The 16,336-nt window shown below is 36.9% G+C and carries 16 protein-coding genes and 1 pseudogene; 16 read left to right on the forward strand and 1 reads right to left on the reverse strand.

The genetic code is table 11. The features are described from left to right. The 15 genes and pseudogenes from D7V20_RS11830 to D7V20_RS11900 all read left to right on the forward strand — a co-directional run. On the forward strand, positions 1-721 hold a 721-nt coding region (locus tag D7V20_RS11830; RefSeq protein WP_120384464.1), incomplete at its 5' end, for an undecaprenyl-diphosphate phosphatase. Next, the gene (locus tag D7V20_RS11835) at positions 715-1,533 is read left to right on the forward strand and encodes a class I SAM-dependent methyltransferase (RefSeq protein WP_120384465.1); all 819 of its coding nucleotides are present in this window, start codon (positions 715-717) and stop codon (positions 1,531-1,533) included. The genes D7V20_RS11830 and D7V20_RS11835, both read left to right, overlap by 7 nt. Positions 1,534-1,654: 121 nt before the next feature. After that, positions 1,655-3,091 (forward strand): C13 family peptidase, encoded by a 1,437-nt coding sequence (locus tag D7V20_RS11840; RefSeq protein WP_120384466.1) that lies wholly within the window; start codon positions 1,655-1,657, stop codon positions 3,089-3,091. Positions 3,092-3,139: 48 nt separating this feature from the next. After that, a complete protein-coding gene (gene fghA / locus D7V20_RS11845) occupies positions 3,140-3,976 on the forward strand; it encodes an S-formylglutathione hydrolase (RefSeq protein WP_120384467.1) in 837 nt (278 codons plus the stop codon). 231 nt (positions 3,977-4,207) lie between these two features. Beyond that, the gene (locus D7V20_RS11850) at positions 4,208-5,314 is read left to right on the forward strand and encodes a YjgN family protein (protein ID WP_120384468.1); all 1,107 of its coding nucleotides are present in this window, start codon (positions 4,208-4,210) and stop codon (positions 5,312-5,314) included. Positions 5,315-5,344: 30 nt separating this feature from the next. Further along, complete coding sequence (locus D7V20_RS11855; protein WP_120384469.1) at positions 5,345-6,466, forward strand: M48 family metallopeptidase; 1,122 nt, start codon at positions 5,345-5,347, stop codon at positions 6,464-6,466. 180 nt (positions 6,467-6,646) lie between these two features. After that, complete coding sequence (gene rpe / locus D7V20_RS11860) at positions 6,647-7,333, forward strand: ribulose-phosphate 3-epimerase (protein ID WP_120384470.1); 687 nt, start codon at positions 6,647-6,649, stop codon at positions 7,331-7,333. Between the two features lie 349 nt (positions 7,334-7,682). After that, positions 7,683-8,180, forward strand: a complete 498-nt coding sequence (locus tag D7V20_RS11865) for a hypothetical protein (protein WP_235831635.1) — start codon at positions 7,683-7,685, stop codon at positions 8,178-8,180. A 56-nt stretch (positions 8,181-8,236) separates the two neighbouring features. Then, positions 8,237-10,174 carry a multicopper oxidase domain-containing protein gene (locus tag D7V20_RS11870; RefSeq protein ID WP_120384471.1) on the forward strand — a complete coding sequence of 646 codons (1,938 nt, stop codon included), beginning with the start codon at positions 8,237-8,239 and terminating at the stop codon, positions 10,172-10,174. Next, positions 10,161-11,234 carry a copper resistance protein B gene (locus tag D7V20_RS11875; RefSeq protein WP_120384472.1) on the forward strand — a complete coding sequence of 358 codons (1,074 nt, stop codon included), beginning with the start codon at positions 10,161-10,163 and terminating at the stop codon, positions 11,232-11,234. The genes D7V20_RS11870 and D7V20_RS11875 overlap by 14 nt, the downstream gene beginning before the upstream one ends. A gap of 266 nt (positions 11,235-11,500) precedes the next feature. After that, a complete protein-coding gene (gene sugE, locus D7V20_RS11880) occupies positions 11,501-11,818 on the forward strand; it encodes a quaternary ammonium compound efflux SMR transporter SugE (RefSeq protein WP_120384473.1) in 318 nt (105 codons plus the stop codon). A 210-nt stretch (positions 11,819-12,028) separates the two neighbouring features. Further along, positions 12,029-12,511: a methylated-DNA--[protein]-cysteine S-methyltransferase gene (locus D7V20_RS11885; RefSeq protein ID WP_120384474.1), complete on the forward strand. Its 483-nt coding sequence runs from the start codon at positions 12,029-12,031 to the stop codon at positions 12,509-12,511. A gap of 146 nt (positions 12,512-12,657) precedes the next feature. Next, positions 12,658-13,101, forward strand: coding sequence for a PAAR domain-containing protein (locus tag D7V20_RS11890; RefSeq protein ID WP_171407812.1), 444 nt, complete (start codon positions 12,658-12,660; stop codon positions 13,099-13,101). Beyond that, positions 13,098-13,406, forward strand: a pseudogene (locus D7V20_RS11895) (PAAR domain-containing protein); the annotation flags it as partial. The gene D7V20_RS11890 and the pseudogene D7V20_RS11895, both read left to right, overlap by 4 nt. A 763-nt stretch (positions 13,407-14,169) precedes the next feature. Further along, positions 14,170-14,682 carry a hypothetical protein gene (locus tag D7V20_RS11900; RefSeq protein WP_147395797.1) on the forward strand — a complete coding sequence of 171 codons (513 nt, stop codon included), beginning with the start codon at positions 14,170-14,172 and terminating at the stop codon, positions 14,680-14,682. 130 nt (positions 14,683-14,812) lie between these two features. Here the strand turns inward: D7V20_RS11900 and D7V20_RS11905 are convergent, their stop codons facing one another. Continuing rightward, positions 14,813-15,580, reverse strand: coding sequence for a hydroxymethylpyrimidine/phosphomethylpyrimidine kinase (locus tag D7V20_RS11905; RefSeq protein ID WP_120384477.1), 768 nt, complete (start codon positions 15,578-15,580; stop codon positions 14,813-14,815). Between the two features lie 105 nt (positions 15,581-15,685). Between D7V20_RS11905 and D7V20_RS11910 the strand changes: the two genes are divergently transcribed. Next, entirely contained in the window at positions 15,686-16,330 is a 645-nt protein-coding gene (locus D7V20_RS11910) for an HAD-IA family hydrolase (RefSeq protein ID WP_120384492.1), read from the forward strand. Positions 16,331-16,336 lie beyond the last annotated feature (6 nt).

The raw sequence follows: 16,336 nt of genomic DNA on the forward strand, positions 1-16,336 counted from the left end.
ATTAATGAACTTTTGGACCAAAGAAAAAAGTGATGTATTTGTTATCGCAATCCAAATGGGGGCGATTGCCGCAGTTATTTATGAATATTGGGGAAAACTGTGGGGCGCAGCGACTGGTTTGTTCACAGGTGAGAAAAAAGGTCGACATCTGGGGATTAGCATTATTGTTGCCTCGATTCCCATTATTATTGTTGGGCTTTCATTTGGACAAGCGGTTAAAGACCTATTATTTAATGATATTACGGTTGCAATTGGTTTGATTGTCGGTGGTTTGATTATATGGTGGGTTGAAAAGAATCCTCCAAAAGTCAACGCTATGGAAGTTGATAATATTTCGATTAAAGAAGCTGCATATATTGGCCTCATCCAGATTTTATCATTGATTCCAGGGACATCTCGTTCAGGTGCAACCATTATTGGCGCGATGATGCTTGGTGTTTCACGCAAAGCAGCAACTGAGTTTTCTTTTTTCCTTGGTATTCCAGTCATCATAGGGGCAGGTTTACTTGATCTTTATCAAAGTTATGATGTATTTAAAACCAACCAGGATTGGGCTGTTTTGGCAACAGGAATCATCGTTTCCTTTGTTTCTGCTTTGATTTTAATTCGTGTTTTGGTGGCTTATGTGGCTAAACGAGACTTTATGGTCTTTGCTTGGTATCGTATAGCATCTGGATTGTTGATTTTACTATTTGCATTAACAGGTTGGAGATTATGGTAAGCGATATTCGCTTATTTGCAGAATCCACATTTGTAGAGAAAGCACAGTCTTATCAAACTGTGCTTTCTTCACGAGGAGTGAGCGTAAATATTGAAATCACTGAGAAACTGAATGCACGTTTTTTAAGGTTAAACCCTGAACTTGCTTTATGTGTAGACTCATCAGGTTTGAGTTTATCTGCCAATGGCATGAAAATGCAGCCTGACTGGAAAGCCGAGATTCCACGGTTGAAACGTGCCAGTATCAAGTCTGAAATGATTGCTCGGGCATGTAATATTTCTGAAAAGCCGTTATTGATTGATGCAACAGCGGGTTTGGGACATGACACGTTACTGATGGCATATTTGGGTGCAGACGTCAGTTTAATCGAGCGTCATCCGATTTTATTTACCTTATTGGAAGACTCAAAAGTTCAGGCTGAAAACGATCCATTTTTATCTAAAGTGGTCAGTCGTATTCAATTGATTTTTGCTGATTCAAGTGAATATCTCAATCAAGCTATTCTTGAAGAAAAAAAGGTAGACGTGGTTTATTTAGACCCGATGTTTCCACAACGTGATCAAAACCAACAAGCAGTTAAAAAACAAGCGCAAGTGAAAAAGCAAATGCAATTACTACATATGCTTTTACCCGAAGATGGCGAGATGGATTTAGGCGATCATCTTTTAGTCTTAGCGCAACAAATCGCCAAACGTGTTGTGGTAAAACGTCCAAGACTTGCAGTCTTTTTAAATGATCAGCAACCTGATCATCAGTGGCAAGGTGATGCTTGTCGGTTTGATGCTTATTTTAGCAATAAGGTTATTGAGTAATTTGGTAACTGTTTCAATAATAGTCGAATTATTGATATATAGTTAAATGAAGCATTGATAAAATTTTAGCCGAGCATAAACTAGTTATGCTGATTTAAGCCACCGCCTTTAAAGAATCTTTATGATAGATCTTAAACCGTCAATTAACTTCTGGCATGATTTAAAAAGTAACCAACGTGCAGGGGTTTGGTTATTTTTAGGATCTCGAAAGTCCTTACAAATTGTTCGTCCCTCTATTCTCCAACTGATCTTTTGGGGATTATTGGGAGGCTGCGCCAACACATTATTCAGTTGGTTAGTGGCAGGCGATGGTGGCGTATTTAATAAACAAGGTTTGGTCAGTTATGCACTGTGGCCTTTTATCGCACTTATTGTGGGTATTTTCCTGTCTCAGCGGACCAACAATCCCCGTTTGATGCTTGTTCCTGCATTGTTGTGGTTGGTTCTCGATACACACATCATGTTGTTTCAATGCCTATTGCAATATTTAGGCAATCAAGATCTTTTACCCTATGTTTTTTATGATGTGATTCCATTGCTATTTTTTGCCTTGTTTATTTGGCAAAGCCTTGCAGTGGTTTGGGTGATTTCAAGAGAATTACACTGGCCGTGGTGGGAACGTGCTTTGATCATGTTTGCGACCGTAGCAACATTATTTACATGGCAAGTTTCAATTAAAGAGCAACCGATTTGGAAAGTGGAAGAAGTTCCACCCAGTTTGAGTGAAAAAGCATTTTATGGCCAAGGCCAACTACTCAATAAAGCTTTAGAGCAAGTTCAATTTGGAGAATTTGCAAAAACGCATTGGTATTTCTTAGGCGTTGCAGGTGCAAGTTATCAAGATGTTTTTAAGTTTGAAATCGATCGAATTAAAGAACAATTTGATACTCGTTTTGGTACTTTTGGACGTTCTATCGAATTGGTGAACAATCCAGCAAGTATCAATGAAACACCGATTGCCTCAAAAACCAGTATAGATCTCGCTTTACGCCGTATCGGTCAACAGATGAACCGTGAAAGTGATGTGTTGTTTTTATATATGACATCACATGGTTTGCCTAATCAATTTGAAATGGAAAATGAGCCGATTGATTTAGATGATGTCGATCCTAAATGGCTTCGAGAAAGTTTAGACAAGTCTGGAATCCGTTGGAAGGTGATAGTGATTTCTGCTTGTTATTCAGGTAGTTTTATTTCAGCTTTGCAATCTCCTGACACTTTGATTATCACTGCATCTGCGGCAGATCGTGCCTCTTTTGGCTGTTCGAATGAAGCTGATTATACTTACTTTGGACGAGCTTTTTTTGACCAAGCGATGCGCGAACAAACGACCTTAAAAGCGGCATTTAAAGAGGCCACTGAAACAGTCGCTAAGTGGGAAAATGCACAAGGTTTTGAACCTTCTGAACCACAATGGGTGATTGGTAAAAATATGGAAATGATGCTGCCACAATTAGAGCAACATTTATTTCCACAACAAGCTGTGGTTAATGCGACCCAAAGTAAAAGCATAGCGTTGGATACTCAACAGAAACCACTTTTAACAACAACGCCTTAAGTTGTGTGTTGTGCTGGTTTTAAATATGAAAACATAGGGGATTTTAAGGTGGAACTACTCAATAAAAATATCTGTTTTGATGGTGAGCAAAGAATTTATCAAACTCAATCTCAAACGTTAAAAGGCCCGACTAAGTTTGCTGTTTTTATTCCCCCACAAGCTTTAAATGGACAAAAATGTCCTGCTCTATATTATTTGGCAGGTCTAACTTGTACAGAAGAAACCTTTATTATTAAAGCACATGCGCAACGTTTAGCTGCACAATTAGGTTTGATTCTAATTGCTCCTGATACTTCGCCACGAGGTGACGCTGTTGCTCAAGGCGATTCGTGGGATTTAGGCCAAGGTGCTGGTTTTTATTTAAACGCGACTCAAGCGCCTTGGGCTGAACATTTTCAGATGGAAAGCTATATCGTCGAGGAGCTATATCCTTTACTTATTCAAGAATTACCGATACAAGCTGAAGCGATCGGTGTATTTGGCCACAGTATGGGAGGGCATGGCGCATTGACCTTGGCTTGGAAATATCCTGAGAAATTCAAGTCAGTGTCTGCATTTGCGCCAATTTGTGCGCCTTGTGAATGTCCTTGGGGTGAAAAAGCATTTTCAAATTATCTTGGTCAAGATCGTATTGAATGGGCCAAGCATGATGCAACACAATTGCTTTTAACCAAAGGACCTTTGTTTGATGAGGTACTGATCGATCAAGGCACAGATGATCAATTTTATAGTCAATTAAACCCTGAAAAATACCAACAGGCTTGTGAGCAAGTGGGGCAAAAACTGAGTTTAAGATTTCAAAAGGGTTATGATCATGGTTATTATTTTATACAAAGTTTCATCGATGATCATTTACAATTTCATGCGATCCAATTGCAGAAGTAGTTTTTTAAAGAATTCGATTGTTTAAAAGTAGATCGAAGATTGGTAAATGCTAAAAATACCTAAAAAATATGGTTTTTTGAGTAGATCTTTTTGAATGAAGTGTAGCAGTCTATCTACGGATAAACTGCTACAAACAACAAACTATTTCATTATACTGTTAAAAAATATACACTGAGTTAGACAACTTTTTGAATTAAAAATCAAATAATATTTGGCAATAAGAGAAGAATGATGCAGAACCAAACAATGTCAGATTTTCCTGAAAGTTCAACTTTAAACTTAAATACAACACCGCCGCCAATAGAAACGCCAACGGAGCAACAATATCCAAGCATTCGCCGTTTTAAATTTCATGGCGATGCAATGGAATATTTTGGTATTTGGATCGTCAATATTTTACTGACCATTGTTACTTTAAGTCTGTATGCACCATGGGCAAAAGTACGTCGTTTACGTTATTTCTATGGCAATACTGAATTTTTCCGTAGACGCTTTGATTTTACAGGTATACCGACAAAAATCTTAATTGGCCGTCTTATTGCATTGGGTATTTATGCTGCGTTTAGTATTTCATCGCAATACTCTGGAATCGCAACATTGGTTGGTTTTGTTTTACTTTATATGGCCGTGCCTTGGCTGATTCGTGCCACGATGCGTTTTACCGCCAGAAATAGTAAGTTTGGAAATAGTCGTTTTTATTTCGATGGAACAACCAAAGAATCCTACAAAGTCTTTTTTCTAAGTATTGCTATTTATTTTTTTTCTTTGGGTATTTTCGCCCCTGTAGCAATTTGGTTGTATAAAAAATATTATATTAGTCATCTATATGCTGGACAATTAGAGTTCAAGTTACATGCGGATTGGCCTGCGTATATGAGTGCAGTTTATATTCCAATCTTTATGTCTATTGGGGTGATGATTGGATTTGGAATTATATATTTTTCAATTGTTGGTGCGATTGCAGGGTTTTCGCCACAGATGGTGATGATTGGTGTATTTGCTATTTATGCGATTGCAGGACTCTTTATTTATCCACTGAGTGCGGCTCGTATTTTTATTACCACTTGGAATAATACAACGGTTGGACATAGTCAATTTAAAACAGATTGTAATCAATGGCGCTATGCATGGATTATTGCATCGAACTGGATTGCAAAAATTTTGAGTATCGGTTTATTGTCGGCTTGGGCTGCGATTCGTATTCACAAATATCAAGTTGAATCGATGAGCCTGGTTTTACATGATGATCCTGATCAAATGATGAATCTTGCTCAACAAGACCATAGTGCGCTTGCGGAAGAAATTAGCGACATTTTTGATCTCGATATTTCTTTATAACTTAAACCCATGAGCTGAATTGGATGATATATGTCGCAATCTATTGACGTAATTTTCTATGATGGTGTGGTGTCTAGGCCGCAACAAGCACGTATTTCTGCATCATCACCATCTGAAATTCTGATTCGTTATGGTGAGCAGTTACAACAGCAACGGCGTTATTTGTATGATGATATGGTGCTGATTGGTGCTTTAGGGAAATTACACCCCGTGATTGAACTCAAAGATGATGCACGGATTGAATTTCAAGCTCCATTACCTGAGTGGTTCAATTATGGGACAAAAGGGGTGCAGCATTCGGTTTGGAAATTAGAACGTTCTCCTAGTTTGATCATTTTTAGTTTGGTTTTTGTGGTGGCATTTTGCTTTGCTTTAATTCAATGGGGAATACCCGCAGCTTCTCATTATGTTGCATTTAAATTACCAGCAAATACTTTGGATAAAATTGGCGATGAAGTTGAAGAATATGTGATTGAAAATATGACGAAACCAAGCCATCTTGCTCAAGGGCAACGAGATCAGATTAAAGCGCAATATTTAGCTACAATTGCAGAAGGTCATCCTGCGAAATTAATTTTCCGAGAAGGTGATCATTTAGGTGCAAATGCGGTCGCACTTCCTAATAATACGATTATTATTACCGATGAATTGATTGAATTAGCACATAGTGATCAAGAGATTTTGGGCGTTTTAGCGCATGAACAAGGGCATTTGGTTGAGCGACATAGCTTACAACAAGGGCTTTCTAGTCTGGGCATGAGTGTGTTGTATATTGCAATGACAGGCGACAGTTCAGATTTATTAACTTCTCTACCCGCAGCGATGATTGGTGCGAATTATTCACGTAAATTTGAAAAAGAAGCTGATCTATATGCTTTAAAATTGATGGATCGTAAACATATAGAAGTGGCGCATTTTGCGAACTTTTTACAACGTTTAAATGATGAAGTCGCAGCCGAAGAAAAAGCAGAAGATTCTACTCGAAAGTCAGATTCGGATAAAAAGACGGATCCAAGCAAAGCACAAAAAGAGCAGACTGAAGAAAATACGCATTTAGCGGTTTTGGATGCTTTATCTTCACATCCTGCGACTGAAGAGCGTATTCAAATGGTTCGTGATTTTGAAAAGCAGCAACAATCCAAACATCAATAAAACTGTATAGGATTGAAAATTCTCAATACTTTAGATTCTTTTCATATATACCCCAATCCTTGATCATTCAAGTCTTCATTTTTAAATGATCAAGATTGGTAAAACTGTTGGTTTTTGAAACAATTCAGCGTTTTAAGTTTGTTATACTATGCAAAATCCAAATTTACGCTAGGTTGATTCATGTCAAAGCCATATTTGATTGCACCTTCAATTCTTTCTGCTGACTTTGCTCGTTTAGGTGAAGATGTTGAAAAAGTATTGGAAGCAGGTGCTGATGTTGTCCATTTTGATGTGATGGACAATCACTATGTTCCAAACTTAACTTTTGGTGCAGGCATATGTAAGGCATTGAAAAAATATGGAATTAAGGCGCCGATCGATGTGCATCTCATGGTTTCACCTGTAGACCGTATGATTGGTGACTTTTTAGAAGCAGGCGCGGATATTATTACTTTCCATCCTGAAGCGACACATCATATTGATCGTTCTTTACAGTTGATTAAATCTGGTGGTGCAAAAGCAGGTTTAGTGTTTAACCCTGCAACACCATTACATTATTTAGACTACGTTTTGGATAAAGTTGATCAAGTGCTATTGATGAGTGTTAACCCAGGTTTTGGTGGTCAAACATTTATTCCAATGACTTTAGATAAATTACGTCAAGCACGCCAAATCATTGATGCATCAGGCCGAGATATTCGTTTAGAAGTAGATGGTGGTGTTTCACCTACAAATATCCGTGAGATTGCTGAGGCTGGTGCAGATATGTTTGTTGCTGGTTCTGCTATTTTTGGCAAACCTGATTATCAAGTTGTGATTGATGAAATGCGTTCAGAACTTGCAAAAGTAGGCAGTAGAAATACTTAATTATTTCCACTTTCTGATCCGTTAATCTGTGGATAACTTTGATGATAACTCTATGGATAACTGTGTTGATAACCACATGGATAAATTGGGTTTAAAATAATCAATTGAATATCAATAGTTTGTAAAATAGACAAGTTGTGTGTAAAAAGAGCTCAAATGAGCTCTTTTTATATTATTTTTTGGTGATAAATAAAGTTAAATGGCGTATTTATTTTGATCAAGTTTTAGATAAATTAAAAGCTTAATCATTAAACAACTGATTTATTGATGTTTTGTTAAGTATATTTGCTACACATCCAATAATTCTATATGCTTAATCTATATCTATGATCGATTTTATTTGGTTTCTATGTTAACTCAACTCTACAAACAGGCTTGGTTTGTTTGTCTTATGGTTTTTACCATAGGGTGGAGTAGTGTGTCTGTTGCATCGGTAAAAACTTTGCATATAAGCATGCAAATGCAACATGAACAAATGAATCAGACCGATGTAGCACACCAGCAAATGATGCAAGTTATGTCTGTTCAAGACATGAAAGCACATTGTGCTGATATGCAGATGCAATTAGAAAATCAACATGCATATTCAGATGTTCAAACAGATGTGCAAAAGCAAAATCTAACGGATTGTCATAAACAGCTGATTCAATCTAAACAAGTACAGCATTCTGAATGTCAGGATTGTGCTTTATTTGCATGCCAGTCTTCTATTGTTTGGTTTAATACAGACATTCCTCAGATCAGTTCACCAGAACATACACAGCACTTAAATTCTCTACAAAGTTTTTATCAAGCTCAACATCTTGCTGGGCATTGGCAAGAAATTTTACGTCCTCCCAAAGCTTAATTCTTATTTTTTAAATTATTAATTTTTAAAATTTTTTAAAATTATAGGATTAAGTCATGTCTATAAAATTATCGAAAAGCGCCATTGTCGCTGTCTGTATATTTTCCTCATCATGGGGATTTGCAGCAGTAAAAGAGTATCATTTAACGATTGATGAAGGGACTGTCAATGTGACAGGTAAGCCCTTACAACGGATTACGGTGAATGGAAAATTTCCTGCGCCACTGCTTGAATTTGAAGAAGGTGATGAAGCCGTTATTCATGTACATAACAATTTAAAAAAACAGGATTCATCAATACATTGGCATGGGTTACTTTTACCTGGGATTATGGATGGTGTGCCTGGCTTTAATGGGTTTAATGGGATTAAACCTAATCAGGACTTTACTTATAAATTCAAGGTTCGCCAAAGTGGAACTTATTGGTACCATGCGCATTCAAAAGGTCAGGAACAAGATGGTTTATATGGTGCTTTAGTCATCTATCCAAAAGATAAAAAACCATTGGCGACACATGAAAAGGCTGAGCGTGATTACGTGGTGATGTTGTCAGATTTTCATGAGCAAAAAAGCGATGAGATTCAAAAAAATCTAAAAATTTCAGCTGAATACTATCAAAATCAACGTGAAACTTTGGGCGATGTTTGGAAGCAAGTTAAACGTGATGGCTTAGGCGCTACGTGGTCTGATCGCAAAATGTGGAATCAGATGCGTATGCTTAAAACAGACTTATCTGATGTAACAGGTTACACCTTTCTCGTGAATGGTAAAACGCCTGAGCAAAATTGGACAGGGCTGTTTAAAGCCAATGAAAAAGTACGTTTACGTTTTATCAATGCTTCAGCCATGTCTTTCTTTGACGTGCGTATTCCCAATTTAAAAATGACGGTGGTGAGTGCAGATGGTCAGCCAGTCAAACCTGTAAATGTTGATGAATTTCGTATCGGAACAGCTGAAACTTATGATGTGATCGTCGAGCCAAAAACTGCACATTATCAGATTGAAGCTGAGTCAATCGATCGTTCTGGTTTTGCAATAGGAACTTTGCAAAATGAACTTGCGCCTACTGTGGCTACAGTACAAATGCCTCAAGCTCGACCACGTGCTTTACTCAATATGGCTGATATGGGCCATGGCGGTAATGATTCAAATGTAGATCATTCAAAAATGAACCACGAAGCTATGCAAGGCATGGATCATGGAGCTATGCAAGGCATGGATCATTCAAAAATGAACCATGGAGCTATGCAAGGCATGGATCATTCAAAAATGAACCATGAAGCTATGCAAGGCATGGATCATTCAAAAATGGATCATTCAAAAATGGATCATGGAGCTATGCAAAGTATGGATCATTCAAAAATGAATCATGAAGCTATGCAAGGCATGGATCACTCACAGCATCAACAAGTTACACCGACTAAAAAGGATGAAGTGGTTGAAGGTTGGGCAAATGCATCTACGCCAGTAGGTGATAAAGCGCTGCAATATAGTGATTTAAAATCATTAACACCGCAAGCGGATACACGTGAAGCGACCAGTGAATTGGTGATTCGTTTGGGCGGAACCATGGAGCGCTATCTGTGGACCATCAATGGAAAAAAATTCAGTGATGCGGAACCGCTCAGAGTGAAATATGGTGAGCGTATCCGAATCAAATTTATCAATGACAGCATGATGGCGCATCCAATGCATTTACACGGCATGTTTATGCAGTTGGAAAATGGTCAAGCTGCTGTAGATATGCCGAACAAACATACCATTGTCGTGCCACCTGCAAAAACGGTTACTGCTTTGCTCACCGCAGATGAGTTGGGAGAATGGGCAATCCATTGTCATTTGTTGTATCACATGAGCGCAGGCATGATGAATAAGTTGATTGTGGCAAATGTGACGGATGGAAAAACCTCTACCACAACGATTCAAAAACAAGATCATGCTAATCCAGTGAGTTCAACCATTGAACCAAAAGGAGATGAACATGCGTATCACTAATTTATTTCCTCAAACGTTTCCCAAAACACTGTTAGCGAGTTCATTGTTGTTAATCTGTGGAGTGGCTTTTGCCCATGAAGGTCATACAGATACTTCACCACAACAGCTATCTGAACAAAACAATGATATGTCTGAAATGGATCATTCCAAAATGAACCATGATGATATGCAATCGATGGATCATTCGAAAATGATGCATCAGACTGTGCCAACTGTATCGAATGAAGATGTAAACAAAGCTGAAAATTCAATACAGCCTATGCATTCTGTAAACATGGATCATTCTCAGCATCAACATGCTCAGACCCAAGATGATCAAACTGAACATTCCCAAACTAAACATTCTCAAACAAAGAAGATGGCTGAAAACCATCAAGGACATGACCATCGTACAGAACATGGTGCGCAAGTGTATGCAGTCACAACTTTGGATAATAAATGGTTAGTCAATGAAGATGGCGAAGGTGCTTTAAAATCTGAGTTTGAAACACGGATAGGTACAGATGAAAATAAGATCTTCATCAAAGCACATTTAGATAAGCATGAGTCACATGATGCTGAATATGATGTCAAAGCACTCTATAGCCGTATGATTTCAGACTTTTGGGATGCGCAAATAGGTGCACGATATCGTGTAGAAAAAGTTGAATTAGATCAGCATCGCAAAGATACTGAGGAAAAAGTGGATAGTGTGATCGGTTTGCATGGTATGGCGCCGTATTTCTTTGAAACGGATGCCTATTTCTATGCAGGCGAAGACAAGTATGCAGGATTTAGCTTGGAAACTGAACGTGATTTATTGCTTACACAAAAGTTGATTGTTAAACCTTATTTAGATTTAGATATTGTATTTAGCGATGATTCTAAATATGCCAAAAAGTCAGGGTTAAGCAATGTCACTGCGGGTTTAGAAACTCGTTATGAAATTAGTAAAAAAGTCATGCCTTATTTAGATATTGCTTATGAATATTCAAAAGGAAATGATGCAACAGCTTGGCAAATGGAAAGCGATTCTGAAAAAGGCTGGTTATATGGTGCTGGGATTCGCTTTAAATTTTAATGTTTAAACGCTAGAAGCTGAAAGTTAGTTTCTCATCTTTGCTAATCATGCTGTAAATAGGGCTTTAAAGTGATGCTTTAAAGCCCTTATTTTTCATAGGTGCATTTTGGGTCATTAAATGTAAATTTCGCACCAATATAAAACTATTTTCAGTATAATTTTATTCACAATAAGGAGGAACGACCTCCATTGGTGTTTTTAAGCTAAAAACGCACCAATAAAAATCCTCAGGACGGCCTGATTTTCATTCAAATTTGGAGGTCGTCATGGCTTGGATTGTACTTATTTTTGCAGGTATTTTTGAAATCGTTTGGGCATATAGTATGAAAGTGTCTGAAGGTTTTACAAAACTGACACCGAGCATTATTACTATACTTTTCATGATCTTAAGCTTTGGTCTTTTGGCATATGCAATGAAAACTTTGCCTTTGGGAACCGCCTATACGATTTGGACAGGAATAGGGGCAGTGGGTTCATTTCTTGTCGGGATTTTTATTTTAGGTGAACCTGCTACAGCAATGCGTATGGTTGCAGCTGTGTTGATTATTTCAGGTTTAATTTTGATGAAATTATCATCTTCTTAATCCGTATTTTTATTTCGAATCCAAGTTTATTTAATGGATAAGCTTGGATTTTTTATGTCCAAAATTCTTATATTTATATGCCTATGAATTATTTCTTAGTGGTGTTTTGCAATCGACTCTTGGTCTGCGTTGATTATTTCAACTTTAATTTTAATGAAATTATATGTTAGCTGAGTTAACCTGATTAAAAATTGAATATAAGGTAGAAAGATGCAACTTTCTTTTATGGAAATGAGTTCGCCAGTAGGTTGGTTAAAACTGGTGGCAAATGAGAACGCTTTGGTTGCTGTACTTTGGGAAAATGAAAATCCAAAACGGGTTCGTTTAGCAGAATTAATTGAAGATCGACAACATCCAATTTTGTTGGAAACACAAAAGCAGCTTAATGAATATTTTGCAGGACAACGTCAAAAGTTTGAGTTAACTTTGGATTTTGAAGGGACTGAATTTCAACAAAAAGTTTGGCAGGCTTTATTGAGTATTCCTTTTGGCGAAACGCGTAGTTATAAAGATATTGCAGAGCAGATTGGCAATGTAAAAGCAGTTCGTGCAGTGGGAGCAGCGAATGGCAAAAATCCAATTTCGATTATTGCGCCGTGTCATCGTGTGGTGGGTGCAAATGGTAAGTTAGTAGGTTTTGCAGGCGGGTTGGAGAATAAGGATATTTTGTTGAAATTGGAGTCTAATAGATAAGAATAAAGCCCTGAATATCTTTTAGTTTGTAATATATAATGTAATTTTTATTATTATAACATTAATCTTAAAAGTGTCTTAAGTTTTTATTTGTGATTTTTATGTGATATGGTTTGCATTCTATAACAAAATAAAGAATGAACAATATGACCACTCCTAAATTTTTACATGAATTACCAATTGAACAATTACAACAGATGTCTCAAGAAGATATTGAACAGACACTAAAAGCTGAACAATTGTATTTCGATCATAAACCTCACGGCACCTATTACTTAGCTGTTAATGGTGCGAAGTCAAAAAATGGTGGCTTAGTCAAGGCATCTTTCGACCAGTGCAAAATTGAAGGTTTATCTGTCGCACGTGTTGGTGATGATGTTATCTATGCTGATGGGACGAGTTCTAGAATTATTTCAGGCGCAGGAAAATCTTGCGTTCTTGATGGTAAGCCTGTTGCATTGGTTGGAAGTCGTTTAGAGAATGGTGATGAGATTGTTGAAAGCCCGAATAATGTTGTGGCTTTAAGAATTTTTAAAGATCAGCAAATTCCTGAAGGTTTTCTAAACTACGTTCAGGAGCATATTAAATGAAAGGTTTTGCAATTCATAATGCCCTCACCACGCATGGAGGGAGGATTAAATCCACCCAACAACGGAGCTCCCAAAATGGAAATCTCTTTTTAAGAGCAGGTGATGGGCATTACTGCCCACAATGTCAGTGTTGGTCTAAGATTATTAAAAGTCATGATCATATTATTTTTGATGGTAAAGCTGTTGCATATGCAGGTGATTTACTTACTTGTGGTGCAAAAATTTTACCACAACAAGACCATGTGGTCGGAGATAGTCAGGGAGAGAATTATAGAGGTTCTGCGCTATCAAGTTTACGCCCACTTGATATTCAAAAAAAATTTAATAATAGTTTGGTGGAAGATAAAAAAGAAGAAGTATTATGTTATTGCGATCGTGATTTAACATTAGCTGAATTTTTTGAAATTATAAAAGGTATGAGAAATACAGAACGTGATTTAAAAGGAACTAGTTCTATTTTAAATCATCCAAAATGCCCAGTTGTTGGTGATAAAAGCCATCAAGCATTATTGGATGTATTTAATAGTACTATGAAAAAATACAACATAAACACATGCATTCGAAAAATACACTTTTTAGCTCAAACTTATTGGGAATCAGATCGATTTAGAACTACTAGTGAGTATGCTAGTGGCGACTATTTAGATCCAGGAAAACATGCCCAAGCTAAACTAAATGGAAATACAGAAAAGGGGGATGGTGCGAGATACAAAGGGCGTGGATTCATGCAATTAACATGGAGAAAAAACTACAAAAGATATTTTGATTTTGTTATAGATAACACCAATCTATACGGAGGAATTTTTCCTAAAGATATTAAACTAGAACAATTATTAGATCGTACGAAAAAATATCCTGAACTAGTTGCTTCTAATTTATTTTTAGCAATGGATAGTGGTGGATGGTATTGGAATCATGGTGTTGTTTTAAGAAATGGTCAAGCAGCAGATATTAATTTGCAAGCAGATAAAGATGATATAAATAAAATAAGTTTATGGGTAAATGGTGGTGGTAATGGTAGAAGCGAAAGAGTTGAATATTGGAATAATTTAAAAAAGGTTATGAAATATGATGAATGTAAAAATAAAAAATAATATTTTTATGATTCTATTAGTAATACCAATCATACTTTCCTCACTATCAAATGCTTATGCCCAAAATTTGCCTAACTGTATTAAATCAAATAAAAATAAAATCTGTATTCGTGAAGATGAAAATAGTTATGGAGAATCCGTATATCATTTATATGTAAATAATAGGAAATATCCTGAAATTTCTTATTATGACAATGCAGCGATTAACAAAGTTGATTCCAAAAGGTTCAAAATAGTTTCCAGTTTTTCATCACAAGGGAGTACAGATATCACGACTATTCTATCTGTAAAAAATGGAAAACCATTTATTGAGCGAATAAATACAGTTGTTATGCTCAATGAACCACCAACAGGTGCAATAGAAAAGTGTCAAGTTAAATTAAATAGCTATTTTTCAAAGAATATTAATATTTATGTTGATGAGTTAATTTTCAACCTTACAGAAAGTGAAAGACAGAAGAAGTGTTTTAAAATAATGGGCAGATGACGGAGTCTATCTAAATTGGGGGAATTTAAACATGAGATTGTATAAATTTAAAATTTTGATGACAATCAATCAATCAATCAATCAATCAATCAATCAATCAATTAATTGTCATCAAACTCTAGATTCCGACTTAAAACCGCTTTGGAATTTTTTGTCCACCTTCAACAGGTGTTTCAGCATTTTTTAATACGCCAAATAGCCATGTTTCAGCATGTTGAACAGCGGTTTTTAGGTTATCTCCAACAGCTAGACGACCTGCAATAAAACTGGCTAAAGAACAACCTGAACCATGATATTCACCAGCTAAGCGAGGGCATTTCGATTCAGTCAGCATTTGCCCATTCACATAAAGAGCATTGCGAATATAGTCTGGTGTATCTTCATGACCGCCTTTCACTAAAACCGCTTGAGCACCCATAGCAAAAAGCTTTGCAGTGGCTTTTTCAATGTCGGTTTCACCTGTTAAAGCACGTAGTTCAACTGTGTTTGGTGTGAGTATGGTCGCTAAAGGAATCAATTCAACAAAAGCCTGAACTAAGGTCTGTTGATCTCCCAATGAACCACCACTATTGGCCACTAAAACAGGGTCAAGCACATACAAATAATCAGGATGTTCACGTAAAAATTCGGCTAGAGCAGCAATATTATCCGTGGTGCCTAACATGCCAGATTTAACCACTTTAATCGGTAAATCACCGACGACCGCATTGGCCTGAGCGAGAAGTAATTGTTTTGAGGTTGCTTCAAAACCAAAAACTTGTTGAGAGTTTTGAATGGTTAAGGCTGTACAAGCAATTGCAGCATGCGCACCACTTTGACCAATCGCTTCAATATCCGCTTGTAACCCTGCTCCACCAGAAGGGTCAAGACCTGAAAAACAAAGTACTGTAGGGCGCACGATGATGTCCTTAATTCACAAATTTGCGTTAGTATAGGCAACTTTAGACAAACTCTCGATAGTATTTTTTATAGAGATCGATCTACTTAAATGCAAGGTGAAGTTGTGATTAAAAATATTTTGATTGATTTGGATGGGACATTAACGGACCCTAAAGTTGGTATTACCACTTCTGCACGCTATGGTTTGGCTAAAGTAGAACACCCTATTCCAGAATCTGAAAATATTGATTGGATTATTGGCCCACCTTTAAAAGCCTCATTGGCTAAAATTCTCAATGTAGATGTGAATGATGTGTTAGCAGACCAAGCTTTACTTGGTTATCGTGAGCGTTTTGCCGTTACAGGCTTATTTGAAAATCATGTTTTTGAAGATATTGCTGAAACTTTGGCAGCACTAAAAAATAAAGGATATCGCTTATTTTTAGCCACGGCTAAGCCAGAAGTTTATGCACGTCAAATTCTCGATCATTTTGATTTATTGAAATATTTTGAATATCCATATGGTAGTGAATTGAATGGTGAGCGGACCAATAAAGGAGATTTGATTGCTTATATTCTGAAAAAAGAGCAATTAAATCCTGAGGAGTGTTTAATGGTCGGAGACCGTGAGCATGATATTTTTGGTGCGCGAAATAATGGAATAGAAACCATTGCAGTGGAATATGGTTATGGTTCTACGCAAGAATTGGATCAAGCACAACCCAAAGCAAGAATTCAGACATTCTCAGATTTATTGAAATTGATTTGATTTTCT

This window comes from Acinetobacter rongchengensis (assembly GCF_003611475.1).
GTDB lineage: Bacteria > Pseudomonadota > Gammaproteobacteria > Pseudomonadales > Moraxellaceae > Acinetobacter > Acinetobacter rongchengensis.